Annotated in this window: 14 protein-coding genes and 1 pseudogene; 5 read left to right on the top strand and 10 right to left on the bottom strand. The window is 58.9% G+C overall.

Annotation, left to right across the window (positions count from 1 at the left end):
• Positions 1–153: 153 nt before the first annotated feature.
• A complete protein-coding gene (gene gbcA / locus CJF39_RS07090; RefSeq protein ID WP_094992765.1) occupies positions 154–1,446 on the top strand; it encodes a glycine-betaine demethylase subunit GbcA in 1,293 nt (430 codons plus the stop codon).
• A 39-nt stretch (positions 1,447–1,485) separates the two neighbouring features.
• On the opposite strand, the gene CJF39_RS07085 is transcribed toward gbcA, so the two are convergent.
• The 7 genes from CJF39_RS07085 to CJF39_RS07055 form a co-directional block, all read right to left on the bottom strand.
• The gene (locus CJF39_RS07085) at positions 1,486–2,073 is read right to left on the bottom strand and encodes a GNAT family N-acetyltransferase (RefSeq protein ID WP_094992764.1); all 588 of its coding nucleotides are present in this window, start codon (positions 2,071–2,073) and stop codon (positions 1,486–1,488) included.
• Positions 2,074–2,602: 529 nt separating this feature from the next.
• The gene (locus CJF39_RS07080; protein WP_094992763.1) at positions 2,603–3,373 is read right to left on the bottom strand and encodes an electron transfer flavoprotein subunit beta; all 771 of its coding nucleotides are present in this window, start codon (positions 3,371–3,373) and stop codon (positions 2,603–2,605) included.
• 60 nt (positions 3,374–3,433) lie between these two features.
• Positions 3,434–4,645 (bottom strand): electron transfer flavoprotein subunit alpha/FixB family protein, encoded by a 1,212-nt coding sequence (locus CJF39_RS07075; RefSeq protein ID WP_094992762.1) that lies wholly within the window; start codon positions 4,643–4,645, stop codon positions 3,434–3,436.
• Positions 4,642–6,585: a dimethylglycine demethylation protein DgcB gene (gene dgcB / locus CJF39_RS07070; protein ID WP_094992761.1), complete on the bottom strand. Its 1,944-nt coding sequence runs from the start codon at positions 6,583–6,585 to the stop codon at positions 4,642–4,644. Before dgcB ends, CJF39_RS07075 begins: the two co-directional genes overlap by 4 nt.
• An 82-nt stretch (positions 6,586–6,667) precedes the next feature.
• The gene (gene dgcA, locus CJF39_RS07065; protein WP_094992760.1) at positions 6,668–8,728 is read right to left on the bottom strand and encodes a dimethylglycine demethylation protein DgcA; all 2,061 of its coding nucleotides are present in this window, start codon (positions 8,726–8,728) and stop codon (positions 6,668–6,670) included.
• 15 nt (positions 8,729–8,743) lie between these two features.
• Entirely contained in the window at positions 8,744–9,274 is a 531-nt protein-coding gene (locus CJF39_RS07060; RefSeq protein WP_094992759.1) for a 4-vinyl reductase, read from the bottom strand.
• Between the two features lie 75 nt (positions 9,275–9,349).
• Entirely contained in the window at positions 9,350–10,327 is a 978-nt protein-coding gene (locus CJF39_RS07055; protein WP_094992758.1) for a dipeptidase, read from the bottom strand.
• Between the two features lie 228 nt (positions 10,328–10,555).
• Between CJF39_RS07055 and CJF39_RS07050 the strand changes: the two genes are divergently transcribed.
• On the top strand, positions 10,556–10,957 hold the full coding sequence (locus tag CJF39_RS07050) for a lysozyme inhibitor LprI family protein (protein ID WP_070412694.1): 402 nt from the start codon (positions 10,556–10,558) through the stop codon (positions 10,955–10,957).
• A gap of 66 nt (positions 10,958–11,023) precedes the next feature.
• On the opposite strand, the gene CJF39_RS07045 is transcribed toward CJF39_RS07050, so the two are convergent.
• Positions 11,024–11,350, bottom strand: a complete 327-nt coding sequence (locus tag CJF39_RS07045; protein WP_094992757.1) for a hypothetical protein — start codon at positions 11,348–11,350, stop codon at positions 11,024–11,026.
• A 163-nt stretch (positions 11,351–11,513) separates the two neighbouring features.
• On the opposite strand from CJF39_RS07045, the gene CJF39_RS07040 reads away from it, so the two are divergent.
• On the top strand, positions 11,514–11,930 hold the full coding sequence (locus tag CJF39_RS07040; RefSeq protein ID WP_094992756.1) for a DUF3010 family protein: 417 nt from the start codon (positions 11,514–11,516) through the stop codon (positions 11,928–11,930).
• A gap of 109 nt (positions 11,931–12,039) precedes the next feature.
• On the top strand, positions 12,040–12,288 hold the full coding sequence (locus tag CJF39_RS07035) for a hypothetical protein (protein ID WP_094992755.1): 249 nt from the start codon (positions 12,040–12,042) through the stop codon (positions 12,286–12,288).
• Positions 12,289–12,312: 24 nt separating this feature from the next.
• On the opposite strand, the gene CJF39_RS07030 is transcribed toward CJF39_RS07035, so the two are convergent.
• Both CJF39_RS07030 and CJF39_RS07025 read right to left on the bottom strand, forming a co-directional pair.
• A complete protein-coding gene (locus CJF39_RS07030) occupies positions 12,313–13,416 on the bottom strand; it encodes a GlxA family transcriptional regulator (RefSeq protein ID WP_094992754.1) in 1,104 nt (367 codons plus the stop codon).
• Between the two features lie 336 nt (positions 13,417–13,752).
• The gene (locus tag CJF39_RS07025; RefSeq protein ID WP_094992753.1) at positions 13,753–14,820 is read right to left on the bottom strand and encodes an RHS repeat-associated core domain-containing protein; all 1,068 of its coding nucleotides are present in this window, start codon (positions 14,818–14,820) and stop codon (positions 13,753–13,755) included.
• Positions 14,821–15,219: 399 nt separating this feature from the next.
• Between CJF39_RS07025 and CJF39_RS07020 the strand changes: the two are divergent.
• Positions 15,220–15,534, top strand: a pseudogene (locus tag CJF39_RS07020) (IS5/IS1182 family transposase); the annotation flags it as partial.
• Between the last annotated feature and the right edge of the window lie 536 nt (positions 15,535–16,070).

Raw genomic sequence — 16,070 nt, 5'->3', positions numbered from 1 at the left:
GCGCCCGGGCGTCGGGAACAGGTTGGGCCATGTCGCTCACAGACAGGGCCGCAGGACGCTTGAAACGCACACTCAGCGCCATTGGCTTCACCTTGCGTCGCACCCTTGACCCGCCACTTGAAGGCCGCACCCCATGGCCATGAGGACCACACGATGGACGTCACCGCAACCCTGAGCCTGGGCGATCCACTGGAACCCGCACGCAAGGCCACCGCCGAGATGTTGCAAACCCGCGAACGGACGTTTTCCCTGCCCCAGCCGTTCTACAACGACGAGCGTTTGTTCGCCCTCGACATGCAGGAAATTTTCCAGAAGGAATGGCTGATCGCAGGCATGACCTGTGAGATCCCGGCCAAGGGCAACTTTGTGACCCTGCAAGTGGGCAACAACCCGATCATCGTGATACGCGGCGCAGAAGGTCAGGTGCATGCTTTTCACAACGTGTGCCGCCACCGGGGTTCCAGGCTGTGCACCACTGAAAAAGGCAAAGTCGCCAAGCTGGTGTGCCATTACCACCAGTGGACGTATGAGCTGGACGGGCGCCTGCTGTTTGCCGGCACGGAGATGGGCGCTGACTTCGACATGAAGCAGTACGGCCTCAAACCGGTGAACGTGAAAACGGCGGGCGGTTACATCTTCATCAGCCTGGCCGAACACCCGCCCGCCATTGATGAGTTCCTCGCCACCCTCGAGCACTACATGGAACCCTACGCCATGGAAAACACCAAAGTGGCGATCCAGACCACGCTGGTGGAAAAAGCCAACTGGAAACTGGTGCTGGAAAACAACCGCGAGTGTTATCACTGCAATGCCTCGCACCCGGAGCTGCTCAAAACCTTGCTGGAATGGGACGACGTCACCGACCCGCGTGCCGATCAGGCGTTCAAGGATCACGTCGCCGCGTCTGCCGCCGCGTGGGAGGCCGAGCACATCCCGCATGCCCACCAACGTTTTGGCCTGCGCAACCGCATCGTGCGCATGCCGCTGCTCAAGGGCACGGTGTCCATGACGATGGATGGCAAACAAGGCTGTGCAAAACTCATGGGGCGCATCAAAAACCCGGACCTGGGTTCAATGCGCATCCTGCACCTGCCGCATTCGTGGAACCACTGCATGGGCGACCACATCATCGTGTTCACTGTATGGCCAATCAGTGCGCAGGAAACCGTGGTCACGACCAAATGGCTGGTGCACAAAGATGCAGTAGAAGGCGTGGACTACGACGTGGAGCGCATGCGCAAGGTGTGGGACGCCACCAACGACCAGGACAGGCGACTGGCCGAAGAAAATCAGCGCGGGATCAATTCCACCGCTTACCAACCGGGGCCGTATTCCAAAACGTACGAATTTGGCGTGATCAACTTTGTGGACTGGTACAGCGAACGGATGCTCCACAACCTCGGGGCCGCCCCCGCGCCGTACCTCAAAGAGGTGAACGTGCAATAACGCGCCCCGTCGACAGCCTGTGCGTACCAGCCGCCGAGGCTACCGGCTGGACGCCCCGGCAACCGGCCTGCTCATCAGATACGCCTCTCCTGTTACCCGAATCAGCGGGTGAGGCGTTACCTGGCAAGATTTAACGGTGTGAAAACCGTGGTGCTCATAAAATCGGAGCGCCCCGGTATTGACGGCGTAACTGATCAGGCTCAAGCCCGCCAGCCCCAGCTCATCGCACCGCGCTTGAGCCGCTTGAAGAAAGTTCGCCCCCAACCCCTTGTTACGCCAGCCTTCGTCCAGCCCCAGGCTTGAGATATAGAGCGTGTCCGGTATTTCCATGTCGGCATAAGGCGCCAGCACGGGGTCTGTCACCGGCTCGGCGTGCGGGTCGTGGCGCATCACGTAGCTGTGCATCATGCCGATCACGCGCCCCTGATGTTCCGCGATTAGGCAGTTCTCATACGAAAAGTTCACCCCCTCACGCGCATAACGAGCCGTCCCCACCGCTAGCAAGTCCGCCCCCGGCTCTGCGATCAGGCTCCAGATGTAATCCGCGCCCCCTTCGGAGGTTATCTGGAAGAAACGTGCAATCTCGTGCGCGTCGTCATGTCGAGCCGGTCGAAATACAACAGTCATGTGGGTAGGCCTCACGCCTGAAAGGAGCACGCTTTGTAGACCTGCTACCCGGCGCGCCTCAACCAGCGGTAGCGCTCAATGTATAACGGGATATTTCAGAAGGGGCGGTCAAATTTTAACCAGCCGTACCCACAGCCCGCGTACAAAGGGCTACAGCGCTTCACGAACACCTTATCCACAGGCACACCCACAGCAATGGTGGGTAAGTGGATAAACAGGGCTAAACCAGCCGATTGGTCAATTTTCGTACAAACCATTGGAAGCCTTATTCTGCGTGGCTTGTAGCGTAAAGAGAACACCTTATCCACACATCCGCCAACAGAGATTGTGCGCAACTTATGCACTGTGGCCTGGGTTGTGGAAAAGCCCTTGAAACCGCCCATATTCAAGGCGTTAGCATCGGACAGGTTGATAAAAGAGGCAGTTGGCTGTTTTTTAACCAAAACCCTGCATGCCACGTTTTATACGGCTTACAGAGGATAGCGAACACGTTATCCACATAAGCGCTAACAGACTTTGTGGGCAAGTCTTAGCGCACCACGCCTTCTTCGATCAGCAAGGTCAAAATCGCCTGCGCGCCTTCTTCAGCGCTCACCCCTGTGAGGACGCGCCCGCTGCCGCCTGCGGCCTTGGCTGTCGCGGCTTTCATTCGGTCGGCGCCGCTTTTGGCCTTGATGACCTTGAGGCGCTTGGGCCGGGGCTTGGCAGGGGATAACGTGGCTGTTGTGGATAACTGATCGTCAACGCCTTCTACCACTTGAGCCTGGATTTCACCCCGTGTGGCCGGGCCGTAAGCACTTTGGCGACCACTGGGGGCGGTGTTATCCACAGTGGCCATAAAGGGCAACCGCACTGCCAGGCGGCGGCGCTGCCCACGGGGCAAGGCTTGCAACACGCTGGCCACGCCATTGTGGATAGATTCGATCTGCGCCACCCCGGCCACCAGAGGCCAGCCCAGTTGCTCGGCCAGCAGGTACGGGAGCATGCCGGAACCCTCGCCGGTTTCTGCCTGGTTGCCGGCAAGAACCAGTTGCACACCCGCTTCCCGCAGATAATCGCGCAGCACGGGCACGGCATCGGCGTGTGGGGATTGCTCCAATACATGCAGTTGCGCCAGCCCCATGCCCAGGTAGGCACGCAATGCGGGCTCATGGGGGTTGCCGGCGTGCAGGACATGCACGTTATCCCCGGCCAGTTGCAGGCCCATTTCAACGGCGCGGGCATCCTGTTCGGCACGGCGGGCGCGCTGTGACGCAGGGTGTATCCCGATTGACACCAATACAACGGTGGGGATGCTCATCAATCACTCTCCAAATCAAAGCCCCACCTCCTCCGGCAGAGGGTTGGGGTCAGGGTGCGCTTACGCCGCATCACGCGCATGCGTCTGCCGCCACTTATCCACAGCGGCAATCAACGCCTCAAGCATCGCGGCCGCATCCCCAATCACCGAGAGGTCGGCGCGTTTAATCATGTCGCAGGCGGGGTCGAGGTTGATCGCCACGACTTTGTCGCAGGCGCCCATGCCTTGCAGGTGCTGAATGGCACCACTGATCCCGACCGCCACATACACGCGGGCCGTCACCCAGGTGCCGCTGGCACCTACCTGCCGCTCTCGCGCCATGAAGCCCGCGTCCACGGCCACCCGGGAAGCCCCTTCAGTGGCGCCCAATGCCGCAGCGGTCCTGTGGAAAAGCCCCCAGTCTTTAACCCCATTGCCACCACTGAGAATGAACGGCGCTTCAGCCATCGGTATCGCCGCCGGATCCACGTCAACCGGCCCCAGGTCTTCTATTCGCGGCAAGCTGGCGACAGGGGGTGTGGATAACTCGACCGCCAGGGCTTCGTGGCGGGTGTCGCTCACCGCCTCGGCGCATTCGGCCGCCGCCAGAATCACGCGGGGCACGGGTTGTTGCAGGTCGTGCACGCCTGCGCCCGCGCGGCCGATGCACAGCCCGTCCTTGAGCTGCCACACCCGGGTGGCTGGCCGCTCGCCGATACGGGCGGCTAACCGGCGTCCGCGCTCACCGCCGCCTTCGCGGCTGTCGGGCAACAGCCAATGGCGAGGCGAAAATTGGTTATCCACAGCCTGCAACTCCACCACCTGCTGTTCCGGTGCATAACCTTGATGAGCGAGCACCAGTAATCGGTCTACCCCGGCGTCACCAAAAGCACGCTCCTTGTGTTCACCGAATACCACGGCCAATACCGCGCCTTCGCTGCCTGCCAGGTCATGAGCCATGCCGAGCACGTCGCGATCATGCGCGCTCAGGCGACCACCCGGCAGGTCGGGCACGACGGCGATGTAGAACGCAGGGCTCGGCACCTGATGCAGCGGCCGTTGAACCTGCGCACTGGCCACACGCCGGGTCGATCCGCCTTGCTGGCCACCGCTTCGATCAATGCGCTTAAGCCCCTGCGGGCCGATAAACCCCACACCGTGGACGTTTTTTCGCAGCACGCCATTAGGCCCCATCCAGCGCTCAAGGGCGGGTTGTAAGATGGCATGCAGCGGGTGCAGGCGATTGCGGGCGATCCACTCGGCATGCGGGTCACGACGAAGCACGTCACTCATGCGATCACCTCCGGGATGTTGTGTTTCGTGGCGCCGGGTGCCGTGGCGGATACCACCAATGCATCGGCCACCAGCTCAGCCAGGTCTTTGATCTGCGGGCGCGGCGCTACCACGCCTTCGAGCATGGCCGTGCATTGCGGGCAGCCCACGGCCACCCGTTCGACGCCGGTTTCTCGGATGTCGTCCATGCGCATGTCAGGGATGCGCTGCTTGCCGGGGATGTCGGTAATCGGCGCCCCGCCACCGCCGCCGCAACAGCGGGAGCGGAACCCGGAGCGTTGCATCTCCTGCACCTCCAGCCCCAGCGCACGCAACACCTGACGCGGGGCGTCGTACTCGCCGTTATAGCGACCCAGGTAACACGGGTCGTGATAGGTCACGCGGCCTCCGGTGTCCGGTTTGAGCTCAAGCCGACCGCCCGCGATCAACTCGGCCATGTAGGTGCTGTGATGCTGCACCTGATAGTCACCGCCCAAGGCGCCGTACTCGTTTTTCAACACGTGAAAGCTGTGGGGGTCGCAGGTGACGATGCGGCTGAAGGTGTACTGCGCCAGGGTTTGGATATTGCGCGCGGCCATTGTTTGAAACGTGGCTTCATCGCCCAGACGCCGGGCCACGTCACCGCTGTCGCGCTCTTCAAGCCCCAGCACCGCGAAATCGACGCCAGCGGCGTTCAGCACGGCGACAAAGGCCCGCAGGGTGCGCTGGTTGCGCATGTCGAACGCGCCGTCACCGACCCAAAACAGCACGTGTGCCGCCCCCTTGTCGCGCATCAGCGGCAGGTTCAAATCGGCGGCCCAATGCATGCGCCCGCCCGGTGCGAAACCGCCGGGGTTGTCCGTGGCGATCAGGTTGTCCAGCACCTGCGCGCCTTTATTGGGTGTGGCTCCTTTTTCCAGCGTGAGAAAACGTCGCAGGTCGATGATGGCGTCCACGTGCTCGATCATCATCGGGCACTCCTCGACGCAGGCCCGGCAGGTGGTGCAAGACCACAGGGTGTCAGCGTCCACCAGGCCGTTGACGATGGGCTGATGCGCATTGCCACCGTGTACGCCGAGGGGCTTGCCGGGGTAAGGGCTGCCCGCAAAGTGAGCATCGGTGCCCCCCGCCATGCCCACCACCATGTCTTGAATCAACTTTTTCGGGTTCAGCGGCTGGCCTGCGGCAAAGGCCGGACACGCGGCCTCGCATTTGCCGCATTGCACGCAGGCGTCAAACCCCAGGAGCTGATTCCAGGTGAAGTCAGCAGGCTTTTCTACGCCCAAAGAGGCGCGGCGGTCGGTCAGGTCCAGGGCTTTCAAACCGGTGGAACGCCCGCCGCCAAATCGCTCGGGGCGCCCGTGCCACGCCAGGTGCAATGCCCCGGCAAACGCATGCTTCATCGGCCCGCCCCACGTCATGCCGCAGAACAATTCGCCCACGCCCCACGCCACGCCCACACACAAAAGCGCCGCCAGCATCCAGCCGCCGGCGCCTTCGGGCACAACACCCGCCACGGGCAAGGTCAGGGTGAAAAAACTCGCGGCAAATACCAGCAGACTTTTCGGCAGGCGCATCCACGGGCCCTTGGACAGACGGCTCGGCGGGTTGAGGCGACGCTTGAAGACAAACAGCGCCCCCACAAACATGAGGGCCGTGGCACCCAGCAGGGCATAGGCGAGGACACGCTGATGCACGCCCACCCCATGAACCAGAATTGCCAACACGGCCGCCAGCACAAAACCGCCCGCCGTGGCGACGTGGGTGTTGGCCATGTACTTGTCGCGGGCCACGACGTGGTGCAGGTCATTCATGTAGCGCTTGGGCATGGCCAGCAAGCCGCCAGGCAGGTCAACGCGGGAGGGGCGGCCTTGACGCCAGAGGTTGATTCGCCGTCGCGCGCCGAGAAGGGCCAGGCACAGTGCCGCCACTATCAGGAGGGGAACAAGGATGTTCAGCATGGGTGGCTCCCATCAACATTCGGTTTAAACACATGCTTTAACCCGGCCCTTTCCCGATGGCAGAAGCGGGCCGGGTGCCCCTTCAGAAGTCCTTGCACAACCTGAGCGCGTCATAGATCGCCGCATGCACATTGCGCTGCGCCACACAGTCGCCAATGCGGAACAACCTGTACCCGTCACCCGCCTCGCTCAGGCACGGCTGGGGCTGGATCGCGAACAATGCGTCAACGTCAATCTGCCCTTTATTACGCGACCCGGGCTTGAGTGCGTAATACAGCGCTTCGTCCGGGCGCACGCCGTTTTCCACCACCACTTGGTCCAACACGCGCTCTTCCCTGGCCCCGGTGTATTCGTTTTCCAGCACGGCTATCAGCTTGTCGCCTTCGCGGTACACCTGCTCGAGCATCATGTCGCCTGTCATGATCACTTCTTTGGGATACAGGCTGCGGTAATAGATCGGGAAGGAGGTGCCGCCGATGGCCACGCCGGGTTTGATGTCGTCGGTGACGATCTCGACCTGCGCGCCTTTCTCGGCCAGAAAGTCGGCCACGGACATGCCCGTGAATTCGCAAATGGTGTCGTACACCAGCACGTTTTTGCCCGGCGCCACCTTGCCATCAAGGATGTCCCAACTGCTGACTACCAGCCCTTGGGCGGCGCCCCACTGTTCGTTCTGTTCCACATAGGCGTGCCCGCCCACGGCCAGCACCACGATGTCGGGGCGCAGGTCTAAAATCGTTGCCTCATCGGCCGCTGTTCCCAGCCGCACATCAACGTTCAGGCGCGCCAGTTCCAACTGAAACCAACGCGTGATGCCCGCCATCTGGTCCCGCTGCGGGGCTTTGGCGGCCAGGCTGATTTGCCCGCCCATGGCCTCGCGCTTTTCAAACAGGGTCACGTTGTGCCCGCGCTCGGCCGCGACACGCGCCGCTTCCATGCCCGCAGGGCCCGCACCCACGATCACCACGTTGCGTAGGGGACCGGTGGACTTCTGAATGATGTGTGGCACGCCCATGTATTCGCGGGAGGTGGCGGCGTTCTGAATGCACAGCACGTCCAGCCCCTGATACTGACGGTCGATGCAATAGTTGGCGCCCACGCATTGTTTGATCTGATCGACTTGGCCCATTTTGATTTTCGCGATCAGGTGCGGGTCAGCGATGTGGGCACGGGTCATGCCGACCATGTCCACATAACCGCCTTCCAGAATGCGCGTGGCCTGGGTCGGGTCTTTGATGTTTTGAGCGTGCAGCACCGGCGCCTTGACCACTTCCTTAATGCCTGCCGCCAAGTGCAGGAACGGCTCCGGCGGGTAGCTCATGTTCGGGATGACGTTGGCCAGTGTGTTGTGGGTGTCGCAGCCCGAGCCGACCACGCCGATGAAGTCGAGCATGCCGGTGTCGTCGTAATACTTGGCAATCTGCTTCATGTCCTCGTGGCTCAGGCCATCGGGGTGAAACTCGTCGCCGCACAGGCGAATGCCTACGCAGAAATCCGGGCCGACTTGGGCACGTACCGCTTTGAGCACTTCCAGGCCAAAACGCATGCGGTTTTCAAAACTGCCCCCCCACTCGTCAGTGCGCTTGTTCACGCGCGGGCTCCAGAACTGGTCGATCATGTGCTGGTGCACCGCCGACAGTTCCACGCCATCCAGCCCCCCCGCCTTGGCGCGGCCCGCAGCGCTGGCGTAATTGCCGATGATGCGCCAGATCTCTTCGGGCTCGATGGTTTTGCAGGTGGCGCGGTGCACGGGCTCGCGCACGCCCGACGGCGACATCAGGGTAGGCCAGTTGAAGCCGTCCCAACGCGAGCGACGGCCCATGTGGGTAATCTGAATCATGATTTTGGCGCCGTGCTTGTGCATCGCATCGGCCAGGTTCTGGAAATGCGGGATGATGCGGTCGGTGCTCAGGTTGACCGAACTCCACCACTCTTGAGGGCTGTCGATGGCCACCACCGATGAGCCGCCACAAATGGCCAGCCCGATGCCGCCCTTGGCCTTTTCTTCGTAGTACTGCACGTAGCGCTCGGTGGTCATGCCGCCGTCGGTGGCATACACCTCGGCATGGGCCGTGCTGAGCACACGGTTACGGATGGTCAATTTACCGATTTGAATCGGCTCAAACATCGCTTCAAACGCCATATCCCGATCCTCGACTTACAACGGCTTGACGGTAAACAGGCCGTGGTCGTGGCCTTCTTGCGATCCGCTATAAACCTGCTCGGCAACGGTGCGCAACGGGCTGCCACGGGCTTGCAGAATCTGGTCCATCGCCCCCGCAAACCAGCCGGTGAACATGTAGTCGACCTTGCGCCCGACCTTGCCGTAGACGTACACGAAGCACGAGTGTTCGAGCGTCACCGTGGCCGTCCCTGCGTCGAGGTCAATGGCCTGGATGTTGAACAACCCCCAGCCGCGCTGCGACAGGCGTTTCATGTAATGTTCGAACACCGCAACACCTTCAAGGCCGTGGCATTCGGCTTCTTTCTCGCACCAATGCCAGGCAGATTTGTAACCGGCCTTGTAGAGGATCTCGGCGTACGCATCGGCCCCCAGCACGTCCTCGATGCCCCGGTGGTTGTTGACGAAAAAGTGCCGCGGCACATACAGCATCGGCAAGGCATCGGAGGTCCAGACGCCGGTTTCGCTGTCGACTTCGATGGGCAGTTGCGGGGCGATTTTAGCCATAGGTACCACTCCAGAAATTGATTCACTGAGTTGCCTGGCGCTGGCGCAAATGAGCGCAGCGCGTGCCTGCGGTCGTCACTCGCCCCACACGTCCTTGAGCACGTTGACCCAGTTTTCGCCCATGATCTTGCGCACCAGGCGCTCGCTGTGGCCGCGCTTGAGCAGTGTTTCAGTGAGGTTGGGGAACTCGCCCACCGTACGGATACCCAGCGGGTTGATGATCTCGCCGAAGCGGGTCAGACGCCGTGCGTAGCCTTTGTCATGGGTCAGCATTTCGAAAAAATCCTGCCCGTGGCCCTGGGTGAAGTCGGTGCCAATACCGATGGCGTCTTCGCCCACGAGGTTGAGGGTGTATTCGATGGCCTCGGCGTAATCGTCGATGGTCGAGTCGATGCCCTTGGCCAAAAACGGCGCGAACATGGTCACGCCGACAAAGCCCCCATGGTCGGCAATGAATGTGAGCTCGGCATCGGATTTGTTGCGCGGGTGTTCTTTAAGGCCGGATGGCAAGCAGTGCGAGTAACAGACCGGTTTGGTGGAGGCGAGGATGACCTCTTCCGAGGTTTTGGCACCCACGTGGGACAGGTCGCACATGATCCCGGCGCGGTTCATTTCAGCCACGACCTCGTGACCGAAACCCGAGAGCCCGCCGTCACGCTCGTAGCAACCGGTGCCCACCAGGTTCTGCGTGTTGTAGCACAGCTGCACCACGCCCACCCCGAGCTGTTTGAAGATCTCGATATAGCCCAATTGGTCTTCAAACGCATGGGCATTCTGGAAGCCAAAAATAATCCCGGTCTTGCCCTGCTCTTTCGCCCGGCGAATGTCGGCCGTGGTCTTGACGGGGATCACCAGGTCACTGTTTTCGCGGATCAGTGTCTGGCTGGCGACGATGTTATTGATCGTGGCCTGAAACCCCTCCCACACCGACACCGTGCAATTGGCAGCGGTCAGGCCGCCCTTGCGCATGTCTTCGAACAGTTCGCGGTTCCATTTGGCAATGATCAGCCCGTCGATAACGATGCTGTCGGCGTGCAACTCGGCTGGGCTCATCAGGCGTCCCCTCGGTGGCGATTGCGGCGCCGAATCGTCTGCCGGCGCTGTGGGGCCAGCATAGGCCGGGGGTCAAAAACGGCCGGGTGCAAAAGCGACAGCGCGATTGCAGAAAGCGTCAAGCCACGACAAAGCGCATAGCCGCCGCTTAATGGCCTATGCTGCCTGACTGTTATTTGAGAGTCGGTTCAGCCAGAATCGGTCCCAACTCTGGATTAGGAAGGCGCAATGAAATCGATTCTCCTGGCCTTGGCGTTGATCACCAGCGGCGTATACGCGGCCGATGATGCCGACTACAACCCCTGTGATGCGGTCGAAAACGACCGGCAAACCCTGGCGTGTTCGGTGTTCAGCCGCAACGCCGCCGAGCAGTTGCTGACCGACAACTACGAAGCCCTGCAAGCCCGCATGACCTCGCTGTATGGCAGCAACCCGACCCAACTCAACAACATCACCAGCAAAATCAAAACCGCCCAGTCGCTGTGGTTGCACCAGCGTGACGCCGATTGCGCCGTCGTGGTGTTCCCTGCCACGGCCGGCACCGAGGCGTTCAACATTGCCCAAAACGACTGCATTGCAGCCGTCAGCGACGACCGCTCTGAGTTCTTGGAGTCGATTGGCCAGGAGTGAGGGGCATGACACTGAAAAGGCAAGCCTTGGCGACCGTGCGAAGGCTTGCCTTAAATGCTGACTTTATTACTTGACGATCTTGATTTTCAACGGAGGTGAAATGTCTCCGCTACCATCGATCGTGTAAGTTATTTCTGCATCCTTATTCTCATGCAGCTTATACGATGCTGCTTGCAGGGGAATCCTAAGTGGCTGGTTAGCCACAGCAGTTCCTTTATCGTGTTTAGCCCCAAAATCTTTAACTTTAAAGTCCGTCGTGACGGTCGTTCCTCCTGGCAGACCGTTAATAACTATGATCACTTCCGTTCTGTAGGTTGAGATCGAAATTTCAGTGAGCGGTGTGCTACCGGCAGGGGCAAATACTTGAGGGGCGGACAATTGTTTAGTGCTCATATTCATGCTTCCTATAATTAGACATAAATCGGGCTTTAAATCAGAGCAAGCGATGCAGTGCGTCGCTCTGAGCCACCACTTATCCATGACCGCCCGCCGTGTTTCTACTGTCAGAACTACCAGTTCTGACCATCTGCTCCTTTGTTTACTGACCAGGTTTCTTATGACTATTTGCGGCATCGATATCAAAGGCAGCGAAGCCATCTTCGCCTTGGCCCATAAAAGCCAGAACGGGGTGGAACACATGCCCCTCAGCACCAAAAAAATCGCCCTCGACAACGATGAAGACGCCGCTCAGGTCAAAGCCTTCGCGGCCCAGCTTGCTGCGTTTGTCAGCGCCCACGGCATCACACGCATCGCGATCAAAAAACGCAGTAAAAAAGGCGAGTTTGCCGGTGGCCCGACCACGTTCAAGATCGAGGGCATCATCCAATTGCTGGACAACTGCGACGTGCAATTGCTCTCGCCGCAAACCTTGACCGCGCAATTCAAAAAGCACGCGTTCGAACTGCCTGCGTCGCTCAACAAATATCAACATGACGCTTACAAAACGGCGTGCGCCGCCTTGTTGAAGGCCTGAAAACGACCTGCTTTTAGGCAAATCAGACATCCAGTCAGCGTGCGCTTGCCCATCGCTTAAGGCGCGACCAGAATCCCTTCACGTTCATGCCTCGCAGAAGGATAAAAACATGATGCACGCGGACTTGATTGATGAAGTGGACCTGGTCAACCAGCTGCGCTCGCTGGGGTTTGAGGTGTCGGGCAGCGCGGAACACGCCTGCAACAGCGCAATGTGCGGTTTGAGTGAAACCGGCGCGCAGGCACTCAAGCAGATGGTCGAAAAGCTCTACACCGGCAACGCCACACTCTTGCCAGCGGTGCGCCAGGCCATCGACCAACAACTGCTACCGGGGCTGGTGCGCTTCAAACGCACCTGATCGCCGCCGGGTTCGACCTGTGCGCTACACCCTCACACTGGCGAAGGTCGATTCGTTGCGCGCCTGATTCAACGCCGACATCGGCCCCGCCAGCGGGCTGAGCAGCAACGACTGCGGGATCGGCACCAGCGTGGTCTGTTGCGCCGTATTAGAGCCAACGCGCTCGTCGCGTGGCGGGATGCCAAAATACTCGCGGTAACATTTCGAAAAGTGCGGCGTCGACACAAACCCGCACACTGCCGCCACTTCGATAATCGACATCGGCGTTTGCTTGAGCAGTTGCCGGGCCCGCACCAGCCGCAGTTTGAGGTAATAACGCGACGGCGAGCAGTGCAGGTATTTCTGGAACAACCGCTCCAGTTGGCGGCGAGACACGGTCACGTACTCAGCCAGCTCGTCAAGGTCGATGGGCTCCTCAAGGTTGGCCTCCATCAACGCCACGATTTCCTGCAATTTGGGCTGATTGGTGCCGAGCATGTGCTTGAGCGGCACGCGCTGATGGTCTTGCTCGTTACGAATACGCTCGTACACAAACATCTCGGAAATCGCCGCTGACAACTCGCGCCCATGATCGCGGCTGATCAAGTGCAGCATCATGTCCAGCGGCGCCGTCCCGCCCGAGCTGGTAAACCGGCAACGGTCCAGGGTGAACAAACGGGTGCTCATCGACACCCGCGGGAAGGCTTCCTGCATGGACGCCAGGCACTCCCAGTGCACGCTGCAATCAAAACCGTCGAGCAAACCGGCATACGCCAGGGCCCAACTGCCGGTGCACACCGCGCCCAAACGGCGGGATTGACGCGCCTGGCCTTGCAGCCATGAAACGTGTTCGCGGGTAACAGTGCGTTGAATACCGATACCGCCGCACACAATCACCATGTCCAGCGCCGGGGCCTTGTGCATGCTGGCATCGGGGGTCACCTGCAGGCCGTCACTGGCCCACACCTGACTGCCATCGGCAGTGAGCGTGGACCAGCGGTACAACTCGCGGCCCGATAACTGATTGGCCATGCGCAAGGGCTCTATCGCGGAGGCCAGGGAAATGAGCGTGAAATTGTCCAGCAGCAAAAAGCCGATGGATTGAGGCGCACGGTTCTGGGGTTGAGCCCCGGAGTTGAACGACGTCATCGCAGTATCTCCTCACACAATGCAGAGAATGGCCCAGGCGCAGGCTCTTGTTATTGCCCACTTGGCTGGGGGCTTGGCGAAGACAACGCAAATGCCATGCCTAAACTTGAATGGGCATTCAATAAAGCCTGAAAACGACGTCGCAACGGGGCTGGGTGGGCGGTGACGCAAACGGGGTGAACAGACGCCGCGCGACGCGAACTGTGGTCTTGAGCAAATCGGTAGCACTTGCGGGAAACACCAAAGACCAAGCCCTGCCATCCAAAATGCAGGTGAGGCATGTGCGCTTAAACAGGGCGGGGTGCGCTTAAACCATGCACAACGCTCCCCTGCGGCTCAAGAGTCGCGTATTCGTGAAGAGGCAGATGCTTGGGGAAAGAACACTTCGCGGTGATAAGTCAGCTCACTTTCAGGTACGAGTGTAATCAAGCCAGCTTTCTTAACACGGTTGACCGTGATTTTCGAGCCGACATCGCCTTTAAAGCCCGCACTTTTTAAAGCTAGACCAACATCTGAAGACCAGATCATGCCTTTGTAAGCTTTGACAGGCAGCCCTGTTAAATTAGCCATTTGCTGAGGAAATGCACCCTCCGCCAAGTGACAACTTATCAACTCAACCTCATCGAAATTCCGAAAATCAACTCCACGTCCCTCCAACTTCCTAACCAGATCCTCAGCACCGAAATGGTTCTTACCTGAAAACATAGCTGTATCACCGTTCGGAAGTTTATCCCCATGCGCTTGTACTACCAACGTAGCGCCCCGCTTAGACGGATATTCATACTGATACATTCCCTCGGCTAACTTCTGCACATTAAAAGCCCGTTTCACTTTAGCTCCCATTATCCTGAAAACCCTCTTGTCCAGGGCAAACGTCAGGTTTTTAATCAGGGAACCCAAGCCAAAAAAATGCCCATTACGATCTACTCTATTAATGGGTTCCCCCCCACAATACCCGTAACTATTAATCCCGCCTCTTCCAAATGGGCTCCAACTGTCCGGGCTATTAAAGCGCATCAATACCGGATTAAAGGCCCTATACCCATTACCCAATAAATAATGCCCGGTCACGGGATCAGCACGCTCACCATTAAACCCCAATAAACTAATCAAGCCACTTTCTACCGGGCGATGGCCGTAAGCGTTATAAGCCATCGAGTGATGTTTATCGGCACCCACAACGTGCAACACCGACTGCTGTAAATCTGTGCCCAATAAGCTGCATTCATCGCTCGTACTGTCACGTCGCCGTTGCGCCAATAACTGACCGTCCTGTTGGAACACGCTATAACGCTGCGTGCCCTCAATCTCCGTCGTCATTCGCGATTGATTGTAGAAGCGTTGAATACCCGCCGTTTGGATCAGGCGGTCGAGGGGGTCGTAGTGGTAATGGTAGGTTGCCATGGGCTTAGACTCGGCTCAGGGAGACCATCAGCTTGCGCTCGCTCGCCCACGTTGACTACTGGCAGTTATGTCAGGTGGGCGCTGGAAACATCCCAGCCTGACACGGGTCGGCAGCCATCAGGTTTAATAGATCGCTACTGTCTTCGGCATACAGCAAGGGCGCTGTATAGAGCACATCGGTAGCACGTTCGTGAAACAGGCAGGAAGGCACCTTTTCACCCAACGTGCAGATGAGAAATGTGCACTGAAAGAGAGTGAGGTACGCTGTAAAAAGGCTGCCCTAGGCTCTGTTCGAAATTAGCTAAAACCCATTTGAATTCCACGGGCGTTGAGATTCCGTAAAATCTGCGACCATCAAAGGCAGGAGCCCACGATGGCCAAACGGTACGAACTCCGCGACGCAGCCGTGGTGGACTGACAACCAAATTCACATGCTGTGTGATGCCAATGGCGTCCCCCTGCGCTTTCTACTTTCATGCGGGCAGGCCAGCGATATCGCCAATGATCAACCGCTGCTGGATAGGGCTTATGCCCCAAGCCTGCGCGGTCGCCCCCGCAAACGCTGTCGATGGCTACTGGCCGATAAGGGCAATGTTGAAGGAGAACCGCCGCATCGTTACACGGTTCGACAAGCCCGCGAAAAATTTTGCGGCGATGGTCTCATTGGCCTGTGCCATGCGGTGTTTGCGACATTACTTTTCGTACAGAGCCTAGGAACTTTAACAACGGCGGAACATATCCCTTTAACAGAGATTCAGACCATGATGAAAACAACACCTTACCCAGCGATAAAAAACATCATCCCTCCCTATGACTGGAACAGCTTCCATAATCACAAATCATATAACTGGACAACCGAACAGATATACACATGGACACTCAATGCGACCTTCACTCACCACTGATCTTTTAACGATAAGAATCATCACTGTCATAACTTGTATCGCTTTGCACATCTTCCCCATAACGAATTTTCTTTTGCGCAACCCTCAACTTCTTCTTCCTGTCTTCTACGCCTCTCAAGTAAAGTAAATTTGCATCTGCGCGTGCCTCTTCAAAATCCACCTGGAGCCTGAAATCGGCGGCCGTGTTGCTCGACCGGCTATAAATGCGACTTACGTATTCAGAATTACTGTTGACTTGAGAGGGTAAAAAACCTTGAACTCTACCTAGGGATGCTCCGATCAACTTGCTGCGCGGCGGCGGCAAGTCGTAATTTGCACGGCACGCAGCGCTATTTGCTCAAAACG

This window comes from Pseudomonas lundensis (assembly GCF_002269125.1).
GTDB classification, from domain to species: Bacteria; Pseudomonadota; Gammaproteobacteria; order Pseudomonadales; family Pseudomonadaceae; genus Aquipseudomonas; species Aquipseudomonas lundensis_A.
The sequence above is the reverse complement of the archived record's forward strand: the minus strand, read 5'-3'. Positions and strand labels throughout refer to the sequence as shown.

Excerpts from the sequence above, each read along its gene's own strand:
- CJF39_RS07055 (WP_094992758.1), bottom strand. The coding sequence starts at position 10,327 with ATGAGCCCAGCCGAGTTGCACGCCGACAGCATCGTTATCGACGGGCTG.
- CJF39_RS07045 (WP_094992757.1), bottom strand. The coding sequence starts at position 11,350 with ATGAGCACTAAACAATTGTCCGCCCCTCAAGTATTTGCCCCTGCCGGT.
- CJF39_RS07080 (WP_094992763.1), bottom strand. The coding sequence starts at position 3,373 with ATGAGCATCCCCACCGTTGTATTGGTGTCAATCGGGATACACCCTGCG.
- CJF39_RS07075 (WP_094992762.1), bottom strand. The coding sequence starts at position 4,645 with ATGAGTGACGTGCTTCGTCGTGACCCGCATGCCGAGTGGATCGCCCGC.
- CJF39_RS07050 (WP_070412694.1), top strand. The coding sequence starts at position 10,556 with ATGAAATCGATTCTCCTGGCCTTGGCGTTGATCACCAGCGGCGTATAC.
- CJF39_RS07035 (WP_094992755.1), top strand. The coding sequence starts at position 12,040 with ATGATGCACGCGGACTTGATTGATGAAGTGGACCTGGTCAACCAGCTG.
- CJF39_RS07030 (WP_094992754.1), bottom strand. The coding sequence starts at position 13,416 with ATGACGTCGTTCAACTCCGGGGCTCAACCCCAGAACCGTGCGCCTCAA.
- dgcA (WP_094992760.1), bottom strand. The coding sequence starts at position 8,728 with ATGGCGTTTGAAGCGATGTTTGAGCCGATTCAAATCGGTAAATTGACC.
- CJF39_RS07085 (WP_094992764.1), bottom strand. The coding sequence starts at position 2,073 with ATGACTGTTGTATTTCGACCGGCTCGACATGACGACGCGCACGAGATT.
- CJF39_RS07025 (WP_094992753.1), bottom strand. The coding sequence starts at position 14,820 with ATGGCAACCTACCATTACCACTACGACCCCCTCGACCGCCTGATCCAA.
- dgcB (WP_094992761.1), bottom strand. The coding sequence starts at position 6,585 with ATGCTGAACATCCTTGTTCCCCTCCTGATAGTGGCGGCACTGTGCCTG.
- gbcA (WP_094992765.1), top strand. The coding sequence starts at position 154 with ATGGACGTCACCGCAACCCTGAGCCTGGGCGATCCACTGGAACCCGCA.
- CJF39_RS07060 (WP_094992759.1), bottom strand. The coding sequence starts at position 9,274 with ATGGCTAAAATCGCCCCGCAACTGCCCATCGAAGTCGACAGCGAAACC.
- CJF39_RS07040 (WP_094992756.1), top strand. The coding sequence starts at position 11,514 with ATGACTATTTGCGGCATCGATATCAAAGGCAGCGAAGCCATCTTCGCC.